This window comes from Caballeronia sp. J97 (assembly GCF_905220305.1).
Taxonomy (GTDB): domain Bacteria; phylum Pseudomonadota; class Gammaproteobacteria; order Burkholderiales; family Burkholderiaceae; genus Caballeronia.
In genome coordinates, this window is record NZ_CAJMZL010000031.1 from 81,121 (window position 1) to 93,241 (window position 12,121).

Here is a 12,121-nt window from a genome sequence, read left to right on the forward strand (position 1 = left end):
CGCTACCATGCCGAGCAAATGTTCAACGGAAGCGCGAGGCTCGACGACGTGCAAGTACACCCTTTATGGCTGCGCATCACGCACTGGCTCAACGCGCTCGCCGTGTTGATCATGGTGACGAGCGGCTGGCAGATCTACAACGCATCGCCGATTTTCAAGTCCCTGACTTTCTCGTCCGCGCTCACGCTGGGCGGCTGGCTCGGCGGCGCGCTGCAATGGCATTTCGCGGCGATGTGGCTGCTGGTCGCGAACTTCTTCGTGTATGTCGCGATGAATCTCCTGACGGGCCGGTTGCACCGCCGCATGCTTCCGCTTTCCGTCAGGAGCATCGTCACGGATGCTCTTGCCGCGTTGCGCGGCAAGCTCGGGCACGACGATCTCACGCATTACAACGCCGTCCAGAAGCTCGCGTATCTCGCGGTGATCGTGGACATCGTGATCGTGATCCTGTCGGGACTCGCCGTGTGGAAGTCGGTGCAGTTTCCGTTGTTTCGCACGCTGATGGGCGGCTACGACAACGCTCGCGTCGTGCATTTCTTCGGCATGAGCTTTCTGGCCGCGTTCTTCGTGGTGCATGTCGCGATGGTCGCGCTCGTGCCGCGCTCGCTCGTGCTGATGATTCGAGGTCGTTGAGCCATGTCGCTGAAGCTATTCAAACCGAGACCCGATGCCGATCTCATCATCAAGGAAGCGGCGAAGGAATTAAAGGCGCCTGCGCGTCGTTTATTCGGCAAGCGCATTCTTTCGCTCGGAGGCCTGGCGATGCTGTCCGGCTGCAACATCACCGACGACAAATCGGTCAACGCCATGTTGCGCCGCATCTCGTTCTTCAACGACGATGTGCAGGCGCTTCTGTTCGACCCGAACAAGCTCGCGCCGACGTATCCCGAGTCGATGATCACGCGCCCGTTTCCGTTCAACGCGTTCTATGACATCGATGAAGTGCCCGAGGTCGATCCGTCGACGTACAAGCTGGAGATCGGCGGACTCGTCAAGGGCAAGCGCGTCTGGACGCTCGACGAGTTGCACGCGATGCCGCAGGAGAGCCAGGTGACACGGCATATCTGCATCGAAGGCTGGAGCGCGATCGGCAAATGGGGCGGCGTGCGCTTCGCGCATTTTCTCGCCCGCGCGGGCGCCGATACGAGCGCGAAGTACGTGGCCTTCCATTGCGCGGACAACTACTCGACGAGCATCGACATGCCGACCGCGCTGCACGCACAGACGCTGCTCACGCTCACGTATGACGGCCAGATCCTGCCACCGAAATACGGCTTTCCGATGAAGCTGCGCATGCCGACCAAGCTCGGCTACAAGAACCCGAAGCACATCGTCGCGATCACCGTGACGAACGAATACCCCGGCGGCTATTGGGAGAACCAGGGCTATAACTGGTTCGGTGGGTCCTGAGCCTTTGCTTTCATCACTCGAAGGAGATTGCATGTCGATTCGAATCAAACTCGGCGTGAGCGTCATGACGCTCGTACTCGCATCCGCGGCCCTGGCTCAGACGCCCGCCGCCAAACCCGCGCGCATTCGCGGCGATATCGTTTCGCTGTCGGGCGATACGCTCACCGTCCATCGACGCAGCGGCGACACCGTGAAGATCGCGGTCAAATCGGACACGCCCGTCACCGCGTTGAGGAACATCAAGCTGCAGGACATCAAGCCGGGCTCGTTCGTCGGCACGGCGGCGACCACTGGCACGGACGGCAAGCTCACCGCGACCGAAGTGCTCGTGTTCCCGGAGTCCGCGCGCGGCACGGGCGAAGGCCACTATGCGTGGGACCTCGGCCCGGCAAGCTCGATGACCAACGCGAACGTGGATCAGGTCGTGCAAGGCACGAGCGGGCGCGACCTGAAGCTGTCGTACAAAGGCGGATCGAACTCGGTGACGGTGCCGGAAAACGTGCCCGTCGTGACCTTCGCGCCCGCGACGCATGACGACCTGAAGCCGGGCAAGAAGGTGTTCGTCGTCGCGAGTCCGGCGGGGTCGGACTTCGCGGCGCAGCGTATCGTCGTGGAGAAGGATGGCGTCGCGCCGCCGATGTAAGCGCAACGCGGCGAAGCCATGCACGCGCCCGCGGGTCGTCGACCGCGGGCTTTCGTCATTTCAGCGACCTGCGGATGTGCCCGAACATACGGCTTGCCATCATGTCATGCCATTCGATCTGCGAGTATCGATTGAACATCGCGTATCGGCAGATTGTGCGCGTTCGGGATAACATGCCCGTTTGCGTCAGTTGACCGTGCGCAACGTAACGTAAGGCCACGCCCCTCGTAAGGAGACATGCATGAGTATCACTCGTTCCGACCTTCCCGCCTATCCGAATACCCGGCTTTATATCGACGGCGCCTGGCGCGACGGCTCTCGCGACACCGCCGTGATCAATCCGGCGAACGAAGCCGAGATCGGCCGTCTCGCGCTCGCGGGCGAAGCCGAGCTTTCGCTCGCAGCCGAGGCCGCCGCACGCGGTTTCAAGGAATGGCGCAAGGTTTCGCCCTACGAGCGCAGCAAGCTGATGCGCCGCGCGGCGCAGAATATCCGCGAACGCGCGGAGCAGATCGCCGCCATCATGACGATGGAACAGGGCAAGCCGTTCGGCGAGGCGCGCATCGAAACGCTGTCGGCCGCGGACATCATCGAATGGTTCGCGGAAGAAGGGCGCCGCACGTATGGCCGTGTGATTCCGTCGCGCACGGATGCAGTGCGCCAGATCGTCACGCGTGAGCCGGTCGGTCCGGTCGCCGCCTTCACACCGTGGAATTTCCCCATCAATCAGGCAGTGCGCAAGGTTTCGGCCGCGCTCGCGTCGGGCTGCTCGGTCGTGCTGAAAGGCCCCGAAGAAACGCCCGCGAGCTGCGCGGCGCTCGTGCAGGCCTATGCCGATGCGGGTTTGCCCGCCGGCGTGCTGAATCTGGTTTTCGGCGTGCCCGCCGATGTCTCGAAGTATCTGATCGCGCATCCCGCGATCCGCAAGATTTCGTTCACCGGTTCGACGCCGGTCGGCAAGCTGCTCGCGTCGCTCGCGGGCGAGCACATGAAGCGCGTCACGATGGAGCTGGGCGGCCACGCGCCGGCCATCGTGTTCAAGGACGCCGACATTCCTCGCGCCGCGAAGATGCTCGCGTCGGCGAAATTCCGCAATGCGGGTCAGGTGTGCATTTCGCCGACGCGCTTTCTCGTCGAAGAAGCCGCATACGACGAGTTCGTGCAGCACTTCGTCGCCACCGCGAACGCCGTGAAGGTCGGCAACGGCCTCGACGATGGCGTGCAGATGGGTCCGCTCGCGAACGGCCGCCGTCTCGAAGCGATGGAACGCCTCGTCGCCGATGCGCGCGAGCATGGGGCGAAAGTGTTGACGGGCGGCGAGCGCATCGGACGCGAAGGCTACTTCTTCGCACCGACCGTGCTTACCGATGTGCCGCTCGCAGCGCGCATCATGACCGAAGAGCCGTTCGGCCCGATCGCGCCGATCGCGTCGTTCAAATCGTACGACGAGGTGATCGCGGAGGCGAATCGCCTGCCTTACGGGCTCGCGGCTTACGCTTACACGCGCTCGGCGGCGACGTCGGCGGCGGTGTCGGACGATATCGAAAGCGGCATGCTCTCCATCAATCATCACGGACTCGCCTTGCCGGAGACGCCGTTCGGCGGCGTGAAGGATTCGGGCTACGGTTCCGAGGGCGGCAGCGAGGCGATGGAAGCGTATCTCGTCACGAAGTTCGTGACCGAGCATCGTTGATTCGCGAGTCGGAAGGCTAGTGCGGCAAGCGGCCCTTCTAAGGGCCGTTTGTCCGCTTCAATAAATAATAAGGAAACCGAATAAATGGTTCGAAAGACGCTTGAAATCAGGGCGTAATAGGGACCGTTTCAAGAATGTAACTCGGTAACACGCGGAAAAATGGCCGTAGCCGAATTGCCAGCTTGCCTGTCTAGCATGTGATTCTGATCATCCGACGCATGGAGAATCGAATGCTGAGTCCACACGAAATTTCCACGCTGTTGCTGGTCCAGCGCTCGCCTCATCAGGTCGAAGTCTTCGGTCAGCTTGCGGCGCGCTTGCGGCAGGAGGCGCTCGTCGAGATCACGCGGCTGCCGACAGGCGTGCCGATGCCGCTTCTCACGCAAAAGGGACAAGACGTGCTGAAACGACTCGACGCGCTGTGGAAGCTGCGCTCGAACGAAGCCGAAGCCAGCGAATAGGCCGAGCGCGTTGACGCTCGCAAGCGTATTCTGTGTTTCGTTCGCGAAAACACGGAGCCGGCAAGTGACTCAATCGAAACAATCGACGATCGCGATTCTGGGCGCGGGCAGCATGGGCTCGGCCATCGCTCGCACGTTGAAGCAGGGCGGGGCGCGCGTGCTGACATCGCTCGAAGGCCGCAGCGCAGCCAGCGCGGCGCGGGCGCGCGACGCCGGCATGGAAGACGCAAGCCTCGAGAATCTCGTGGCGTGCGGCTTCATTCTTTCTATCGTGCCGCCATCGGTCGCCGTCGATACCGCGCGACGCCTCGCGCCTGTGCTCGAACGCGCGAGCGTGCTGCCGCTCTATATCGACTGCAATGCGATCAATCCCGATACCGTCGGGGAGATCGGACGCGTACTCGAGTCCTCAGGCGCGCCGTTCGTCGATGCGTCGATTATCGGGCAGCCTTCGTCGCCGAAGTTCTACATGTCGGGGCCGCATGCCGCGCACGCGCTGCCGCTCGCCGGTCACGGTCTCGTCGTGCGCGTGCTGGATGGGCCGCTCGGCGCCGCGTCGGCGCTCAAGATGTCGTATGCGGGCATCACGAAGGGGCTAACGGCGCTCGGCTCAGCCATGGCGCTCGCCGCGATGCGCAACGGCGCGGGCGACGCGCTGCTGAGCGAACTCGCCGAGAGTCAGCCCGTGCTGACCGCGTGGCTCGCGAGCAATGTGCCGCGCATGCCGCCGAAGGCGTATCGCTGGGTCGCGGAGATGGAAGAAATCGCGGAGTTCATCGGCGATGATTTTGCCGAGCATCGCATCTATGAAGGCGCGGCAGGACTTTACGCGCGGCTTGCCGACGACAAGGCCGCGACGGACGCGCTCGAACGCTTCTTCGACGCACGGCGCTAGGCGCGCGCGGCCGCGGCTTCCGTCATGAACTCGAAAAAGCGCGCCGCGCGCCGGTCGCCCGCATACGCCGAATTGATGCGCACCCACGGACACGGCTCGCCGCTCGGGCGATAGTAGTTGCCGGGCGCGAGCGTCACGCCGAACTTCACGGCTTCGTCGACGAGGACGGACGAATCGTCGATGCCCGGTACCTTGGCCCACACGAAGTTGCCGCCGCTCGGTTCGTCGAATACGTCCCAGCCATAGCTTTCGAGTGTCTGCACCGCGCTCGACAGCGAATCGCGTACGCGCTTGCGCAAGCGTTCCAGATACTTGCGATACGTGCCGCGTTCCAGCAGGCTCGCCGCGACGCTCTCCGCGAAGCGCGTGCCGCCCAGGCTCGTCAGCACCTTGACGTCGACGAGATTTTTCACGAGTTCGCGATTCGCCGCGAGATAGCCGATACGCAGCGACGACGACAAGGTCTTCGACAGTCCGCCCACGTAAATCACCCGATCGAGCTGATCGAGCGACGCGAGCCGCTGCGTCGGCACGGCCTGGAAGTCTGCGTAGATATCGTCTTCGACGATGCCGAAGCCGTGTTGCGTCGCGAGTTGCAGCAGCCTGAACGCGACCTGCGGCGCGACGTTCGTCGCGGTCGGGTTCTGGAACACGGTATTGATGAAGAAGAGCTTCGGCTGATGATGCTTGAGCAATTCTTCCGCGACGTCAATATCGGGCCCGTTCGCGAGCCGCGGCACGCCGACGAGCCGCACGCCCTGCAGCTTCAGAAGCCCGAAGAGGTTGTAATAACCGGGGTCCTCGACGAATACCGTATCGCCCGGCTTCAGCATGTAGCGCACCACCAGATCGAGCGCCTGGCTCGCGCCGTTCGTGATCATCACGTTCGGCAGATCGGCGTCGATGCCGAGCGCGTTGATGCGCATTGCGACTTGCTGGCGCAGATCGGTGTCGCCGTGTGGAATCGCGTAATCGATCACGCTCGACACGTCGACGCGCGACGCCTGGCGGATCGCCTGCGTGAGGCCATCGACGTCGCGCCACGCCTCGGGGATGAAGCCGCTCGACAGCTTCAGCGTCTCGCCGGGGTAGTTGAACTGCTGGAGGATCTGGTTCGATTCCTCTTCCGCGAGGCGCGGGTCGCAATTGCCGGCGTTGCTGTCGCGCTCATCGACGTGATTCGCCACATAGAAGCCGGAACCGTGCTTCGGCTGAATCAGCCCGCGCGAGGCGAGGCGATCGTAGGCTTCGATCACCGGAAAGCGGCTGATGCGCTGCTCGGCGGCGAGCTGGCGAATCGACGGCAGCTTCGCGCCCGCGAGCACGCGACGCGAGCGGATCATCGCCTCGATCTGACTGACGATCTGCTCGGTCAGCGGCACGCCGGTGCCACCGTCGATATGGAGCGGAAGTGCGTTCATGATGTTCGGAACTGTTCGGTGAATTCCGGCGAACAGTTGGATTTCGCTGTTCGCCAGTGTCGTCTTGTCATTCGAACGCATCTGAAAAGCCGCGTCAAGACTGGCCGAACGGCTAGACGAAGTGTTTTTCAAGTGTCAGATCGGGATGAACTGTTCGGTCGATTCAGCTTAACAGTTTCGGTGGAAGTGTTCACAAGTGTTCATTCAAGCTGTTCGGAAACGGTCGAATAATAGGATCAACGGCTGCTTTTGCCTTTGCATCGGGCGGCCTTCCAGTTAGACGATCTGAAGGAGCGGCATCATGCGTGAAATCCGGACATTCGAACTCGATGGGCACGACGCGCCGACGCGCTGGGTGATCGATCGGCCCCAGACCCTGCGCGTGACGCGCGGGCGGATCTGGCTGACCGTCGAAGGGGCGGCCGACGACTATTGGCTGGACGCGGGCGCGTCCGTCGAACTGAAGCCTTACACGACGATCTGGGTCAGCGCGACGGCAGACGCAAGCTGGTTTTCGCTGTCATCCGATTCGTCGCGAGCCGGCGCACGCAGACTGGGCGAAATCGCGCGCGCATGGTTCGCGCGCCGCGCCACGGCGCCGCTGCGCATCGCGACGTTCAAGGCGTAAGGGCGAAAAAAAACCCGGCCGTGGCCGGGTCCAATGTTCCCGCGCTCTCGCGAGCGCGGTCACCTGCAAAATTACCGAAGTCGTCTTACGCCGCGAGCAGCGAGCGCAGCACGAACGGCAGAATTCCGCCGTGCTTGTAGTAGTCGACTTCGATCGGCGTGTCGATACGCAGCAGCACCTGCACGCGATCTTCCTTGCCGTCCTTGCGATGAATCACGAGCGTGACTTCCTGCTGCGGCTTGAAGTTGTCGCCGAGACCTTCGATGTCATAGGTCTCTTCACCCGTGATGTTCAGCGACTGCACGCTGTCCGAGCCCTTGAACTGCAGCGGCAGCACGCCCATGCCGACGAGGTTCGAGCGATGGATACGCTCGAAGCTGCGCGCGACCACGGCCTTCACGCCGAGCAGTTGCGTGCCCTTCGCCGCCCAGTCGCGCGACGAGCCGGTGCCGTACTCTTCGCCCGCGAACACGATGGTCGGCGTACCGGCGTCGATGTACTTCATTGCGGCGTCGTAGATCGACAGTTGTTCGCCGCTCGGCTGATGGATCGTCAGGCCGCCTTCGACGCGCGTGCCGTCTTCCTTCGCCGGGATCATCAGGTTCTTTATGCGCACGTTCGCGAAGGTGCCGCGCATCATCACGTCGTGGTTGCCGCGGCGCGAGCCGTAGCTGTTGAAGTCGGCCTTCTGCACGCCGTTCGCCTTCAGCCACACGCCCGCCGGCGACGTTTCCTTGATCGAGCCCGCCGGGCTGATGTGGTCGGTCGTCACCGAGTCGCCGAAGATGCCGAGCGCGCGCGCGTCCTTGACCGCCGGAATCGAGTCTGCCGGCTGCATCGAGAAATCGCTGCCGAAGAACGGCGGCTCGGCGATGTAGGTCGACTTCGGCCAGTCATAGACCTGACCGCTTTCGCCCGCGATCTTGCTCCACAGGTCGCCGTCCTTGGTGAGATGCGCGTAGTTCTCGCGGAACGCCTTCGCGTCGAGCGCGAACTTGAGCAGCGCGTGGACTTCGTCGCTCGTCGGCCAGATGTCGCCGAGATAGACGTCGTGGCCGTCCGTGCCTTTTCCCACCGGCTCGGTCATCAGATCGCGCGTGATATTGCCCGCGATCGCGTAGGCGACGACCAGCGGCGGCGATGCCAGGAAGTTCGCGCGGATGTTCGGGTGAATGCGCGCCTCGAAGTTGCGGTTGCCCGACAGCACCGCTGCCGCGACGACGTCGTTCTTCGTGATCGCGTCGTTCAGTTCCGGCGTCAGATCGCCCGCGTTGCCGATACACGTCGTGCAGCCATAAGCGGCGAGCGTGAAGCCGAGCTTGTCGAGGTAGGGCAGGAGACCGGTCTTCGTCAGATACTCGGTGACGATGCGCGATCCCGGCGCGAGCGACGTCTTGATGTGCGGCGCAACCGTCAAACCCGCTTCGACCGCCTTCTTCGCGAGCAGGCCGGCGGCGAGCAGCACGCTCGGGTTCGACGTGTTCGTGCAGGACGTGATCGCGGCGATCAGCACATCGCCGTTTTTCAGGTTCACGCCATCGGCCGTCGTGTAGTTCGTTTCGAGCTCGGCGGCCTTCTTGTTGAAGCCGTTTTCGCCGACCGGCTTCGAGAACAGGTCGACGAACGTGCTCTTCACGTTGCCGATTTCGATGCGGTCCTGCGGACGCTTCGGGCCCGCGAGCGAGGGCGCGACCGTGCCCAGATCCAGCGTGAGCGTCTTGGTGTAGTCGATCTCGCCGGCCTTCGGCACGCCCCACAGCTTTTGCGCCTTGAAATACTGCTCGAACGCGGCGATTTCGGCGTCGGTGCGGCCCGTGCCCTTGAAGTAGTCGATGGTCTTTTCATCGACCGGGAAAAAGCCCATGGTCGCGCCGTACTCGGGCGCCATGTTGCCGATGGTCGCGCGGTCCGGCACGCCGATCGACGCCGTGCCTTCGCCGAAGAACTCGACGAACTTGCCGACGACCTTCTCCTTGCGCAGCATTTCGGTGATGGTCAGCACGAGGTCGGTCGCCGTGCAGCCTTCGCGCAGCTTGCCCTTCAGCTCGACGCCGACGACGTCCGGCGTCAGGAAGTACACCGGCTGGCCGAGCATGCCCGCTTCCGCCTCGATGCCGCCGACGCCCCAGCCCACCACGCCGATGCCGTTGATCATCGTCGTGTGCGAGTCCGTGCCGACGAGCGTGTCCGGGTAGTAGACCGTGTCCTTGCCTTCGGTCTTCTTGTGCACGCCGCGCGCGAGGTATTCCAGATTCACCTGGTGCACGATGCCGATGCCCGGCGGCACGACCTTGAACGTGTCGAACGCCTGCATGCCCCACTTCATGAACTGGTAGCGCTCGTTGTTGCGCTGGAATTCCAGCTTCATGTTCAGGTCGAGCGCGTTCGGCTCGCGGAAGTGGTCGATCTGCACCGAATGATCGACGACCAGGTCGACCGGCACGAGCGGCTCGATCGCCTTCGGATCCTTGCCCGCGCGCTTCGCGACGCCACGCATCGCCGCGATGTCGGCAAGCAGCGGCACACCCGTGAAATCCTGCAGCACGACACGAGCGACGACGAACGGAATTTCATCGACGCGAGCGGCATTCGGCTTCCAGTTCGCGAGTTGCTCGATGTGCTCCTCGGAAATCTTCTTTCCGTCGTAGTTGCGCAGCACCGATTCCAGCACCAGACGAATCGAGACCGGCAGGCGCTGGATCTTGACCTTCAACGCGTCGCCGAGTTGCGGCAGCGAGTAGAACTTGCCTTTGCCGGAACCGCTGTCGAATTCCTTGAGCGTGTTGTGGAGATTGTGGGCCATGGTTATTTTCCTTGGACTAAGACGAGGAAATTGCTCTGCTTAAATCACGTACAGATCGACGTATTCATTGACCGGCATCGCTTCGAGCTTTGCCTGATCGAGCGATACCGCGAGAATAGCCTGCTGCTGCTTCTGCGGGAACCGGCGTGCCAGATTCGTCCTGAACTTCTCGACGAGCAGAGGAATGCCGTCCGCGCGCCGACGCTTGTGACCGATCGGATAGTCGACCGCGATTTCGTCGAGCTTCGATCCGTCTTCGAATTCGACGGTCAATGCATTCGCGATCGAGCGCTTGTCCGGATCGTGATAATCCTTCGTGTATTGCGGGTCTTCCACGCAGGTCATTTTCGCGCGCAGCAAGTCGATGCGCGGGTCCTGCGCGATGGAATCTTCATAATCCGCCGCGGTGAGACGGCCGTAAATCAGCGGCACGGCGATCATGTACTGAATGCAATGATCGCGGTCCGCGGGATTATTGAGCGGCCCCTTCTTGTCGATGATGCGAATCGCCGCTTCGTGCGTGCGGATCGTGATCTTGCGGATGTCATCGACGGACTTGCCGGCGTGCTTCAGCGTGTCGTGCAGCGTCATGGCCGCTTCGACCGCGGTTTGCGCATGGAATTCCGCGGGGAACGAGATCTTGAACAGCACGTTTTCCATCACGTACGTGCCATACGGGCGCTGAAACCTGAACGCGTTGCCCTTGAAGAGCACGTCGTAGAAGCCCCAGGTCGTGGCGGTCAATACCGACGGATAGCCCATCTCGCCCGTCTTCGCGATCAGCGCGAGACGTACGGCGCGCGAGGTCGCATCGCCGGCCGCCCACGATTTGCGCGAACCCGTGTTCGGGGCGTGACGATACGTGCGCAGCGCATGACCGTCGACGAAAGCCAGTGATACCGCATTGATCAGCTCGTCGCGCGTGAGGCCGATCATTTGCCCGACGACCGCGGTGGAAGCCAGTTTTACGAGCAGCACGTGATCGAGACCGACCTTGTTGAACGAGTTCTCGATCGCGATGCAGCCTTGAATTTCGTGCGCCTTGACCATGGCGATCAAGACGTCTTTCATGTTCAGCGGTTGCTTGCCCGACGCGATCGCATCGCGCGAAAGCCAGTCGGCCGTTGCAAGAATCCCGCCGAGGTTGTCCGACGGATGGCCCCATTCGGCGGCGAGCCAGGTGTCGTTGAAGTCGAGCCAGCGGATCATCGCGCCGATGTTGAACGCGGCCTGAACCGGGTCGAGCTGAAACCGGGTGCCGGGCACCTTCGCGCCGTTGGGGACGATCGTGCCCGGCACGATCGGTCCCAGCAGCTTGGTGCAGGCGGGGTATGAGAGGGCTTCGAGTCCGCAGCCGAGCGTGTCGATCAGACAGTTGCGCGCCGTTTCGAGCGCAAGCTTGCTGTCGACGCTGTAGCCGAGCACGTAGTCGACTATTTCGACGAGTACCTTGTCCGGATCGGGCCGGACATTGGAGATCGGTGCGGACATCGAGCGATTCCTGATTTAAGTGCTGAGCTAATTTACTCCGCGTTCTTGATCAGCGCGTTCGATTGGGTCGGCGCTGCGCCGCCCGCAGCCATTTCGGGCGTCATGCACTCATCGGCGAGGCGCGACGAGTCCTTGTCCGAGAACAGCATCGCCTTCGACGGAATGACGACGAGATCCATGCCCGAGGCCGGATCGTGGAAGCGGTCCGCACCGGTCGTCGTGTCCTGGCGCGGCAGCTTGTAGTCCTTCTTGGCCCAGTTCACGGTGATGATGGCGTCGCGCTTCATGTCGCCTTTCAGATAGAAAGCGTTACCGTCCTTACAGGCCCACTTCACTGCACCTTCTGGAATCGGATCAGTCTTAGCCGCCGCAGCCGCTTCGGCCTTGGGGCTGCGCTTGATCAGGCGGCGAGCCGGAGCGGGTCGCTTGGCCGTGGACGTGGCCTTGGTCTTGCTCGCATCGGTCGTCGTCGCAGCGAAGGCGTCGGCGCTGACGAGGACGCTCGTCGTGGCCAGCGTGCCGGCGATTGCAGCGATCAGAAGTTTATTCATCGAAAAAACCTTTCAAAAACATTGGGATTGGATGGCGGTTTGCCGCGCGGGGTGGATCTCGTTCACTGAAATCCGATCACGCAGCCCACTATTTTCGCTTATTTATCGGGACGAACTTCAAATTC

11 protein-coding genes are annotated in these 12,121 nt (G+C 62.6%); 7 read left to right on the top strand and 4 right to left on the bottom strand.

Features of this window, described 5'->3' with window-relative positions; all coding sequences use genetic code 11:
• Positions 1-18 precede the first annotated feature (18 nt).
• From U4Y90_RS29450 to U4Y90_RS29475, 6 genes are all read left to right on the top strand, one after another.
• Entirely contained in the window at positions 19-633 is a 615-nt protein-coding gene (locus U4Y90_RS29450) for a cytochrome b/b6 domain-containing protein (RefSeq protein WP_321799920.1), read from the top strand.
• Positions 634-636: 3 nt separating this feature from the next.
• Complete coding sequence (locus U4Y90_RS29455; RefSeq protein ID WP_321799922.1) at positions 637-1,410, top strand: molybdopterin-dependent oxidoreductase; 774 nt, start codon at positions 637-639, stop codon at positions 1,408-1,410.
• Between the two features lie 31 nt (positions 1,411-1,441).
• Complete coding sequence (locus U4Y90_RS29460; protein ID WP_321799923.1) at positions 1,442-2,053, top strand: hypothetical protein; 612 nt, start codon at positions 1,442-1,444, stop codon at positions 2,051-2,053.
• A gap of 241 nt (positions 2,054-2,294) precedes the next feature.
• Positions 2,295-3,746: an NAD-dependent succinate-semialdehyde dehydrogenase gene (locus tag U4Y90_RS29465; protein ID WP_321799924.1), complete on the top strand. Its 1,452-nt coding sequence runs from the start codon at positions 2,295-2,297 to the stop codon at positions 3,744-3,746.
• A gap of 230 nt (positions 3,747-3,976) precedes the next feature.
• A complete protein-coding gene (locus tag U4Y90_RS29470; RefSeq protein WP_321799925.1) occupies positions 3,977-4,207 on the top strand; it encodes a hypothetical protein in 231 nt (76 codons plus the stop codon).
• A 64-nt stretch (positions 4,208-4,271) separates the two neighbouring features.
• Positions 4,272-5,102: an NAD(P)-dependent oxidoreductase gene (locus U4Y90_RS29475; protein WP_321799926.1), complete on the top strand. Its 831-nt coding sequence runs from the start codon at positions 4,272-4,274 to the stop codon at positions 5,100-5,102.
• Here the strand turns inward: U4Y90_RS29475 and U4Y90_RS29480 are convergent.
• The gene (locus U4Y90_RS29480) at positions 5,099-6,523 is read right to left on the bottom strand and encodes a PLP-dependent aminotransferase family protein (RefSeq protein WP_321799928.1); all 1,425 of its coding nucleotides are present in this window, start codon (positions 6,521-6,523) and stop codon (positions 5,099-5,101) included. The genes U4Y90_RS29475 and U4Y90_RS29480 overlap by 4 nt on opposite strands.
• Positions 6,524-6,824: 301 nt before the next feature.
• Here U4Y90_RS29480 and U4Y90_RS29485 point away from each other — a divergent pair, with 301 nt between their 5' ends.
• Positions 6,825-7,151 (top strand): DUF2917 domain-containing protein, encoded by a 327-nt coding sequence (locus U4Y90_RS29485; protein WP_321799930.1) that lies wholly within the window; start codon positions 6,825-6,827, stop codon positions 7,149-7,151.
• Positions 7,152-7,236: 85 nt separating this feature from the next.
• On the opposite strand, the gene acnA is transcribed toward U4Y90_RS29485, so the two are convergent.
• The 3 genes from acnA to U4Y90_RS29500 are packed head-to-tail and all read right to left on the bottom strand — an operon-like array spanning position 7,237 to position 11,996.
• On the bottom strand, positions 7,237-9,954 hold the full coding sequence (gene acnA, locus U4Y90_RS29490) for an aconitate hydratase AcnA (RefSeq protein ID WP_321799932.1): 2,718 nt from the start codon (positions 9,952-9,954) through the stop codon (positions 7,237-7,239).
• 39 nt (positions 9,955-9,993) lie between these two features.
• Positions 9,994-11,445, bottom strand: coding sequence for a bifunctional 2-methylcitrate dehydratase/aconitate hydratase (locus U4Y90_RS29495; RefSeq protein ID WP_321799933.1), 1,452 nt, complete (start codon positions 11,443-11,445; stop codon positions 9,994-9,996).
• A 32-nt stretch (positions 11,446-11,477) separates the two neighbouring features.
• Positions 11,478-11,996, bottom strand: coding sequence for a hypothetical protein (locus U4Y90_RS29500; protein ID WP_321799934.1), 519 nt, complete (start codon positions 11,994-11,996; stop codon positions 11,478-11,480).
• Positions 11,997-12,121: the final 125 nt, after the last annotated feature.

Bases quoted from the DNA above. Each gene is read 5' to 3' on its own strand.
- U4Y90_RS29450 (WP_321799920.1), top strand. From the start codon at position 19: ATGTTCAACGGAAGCGCGAGGCTCGACGACGTGCAAGTACACCCTTTA.
- U4Y90_RS29455 (WP_321799922.1), top strand. From the start codon at position 637: ATGTCGCTGAAGCTATTCAAACCGAGACCCGATGCCGATCTCATCATC.
- U4Y90_RS29460 (WP_321799923.1), top strand. From the start codon at position 1,442: ATGTCGATTCGAATCAAACTCGGCGTGAGCGTCATGACGCTCGTACTC.
- U4Y90_RS29465 (WP_321799924.1), top strand. From the start codon at position 2,295: ATGAGTATCACTCGTTCCGACCTTCCCGCCTATCCGAATACCCGGCTT.
- U4Y90_RS29470 (WP_321799925.1), top strand. From the start codon at position 3,977: ATGCTGAGTCCACACGAAATTTCCACGCTGTTGCTGGTCCAGCGCTCG.
- U4Y90_RS29480 (WP_321799928.1), bottom strand. From the start codon at position 6,523: ATGAACGCACTTCCGCTCCATATCGACGGTGGCACCGGCGTGCCGCTG.
- U4Y90_RS29485 (WP_321799930.1), top strand. From the start codon at position 6,825: ATGCGTGAAATCCGGACATTCGAACTCGATGGGCACGACGCGCCGACG.
- acnA (WP_321799932.1), bottom strand. From the start codon at position 9,954: ATGGCCCACAATCTCCACAACACGCTCAAGGAATTCGACAGCGGTTCC.
- U4Y90_RS29495 (WP_321799933.1), bottom strand. From the start codon at position 11,445: ATGTCCGCACCGATCTCCAATGTCCGGCCCGATCCGGACAAGGTACTC.
- U4Y90_RS29500 (WP_321799934.1), bottom strand. From the start codon at position 11,996: ATGAATAAACTTCTGATCGCTGCAATCGCCGGCACGCTGGCCACGACG.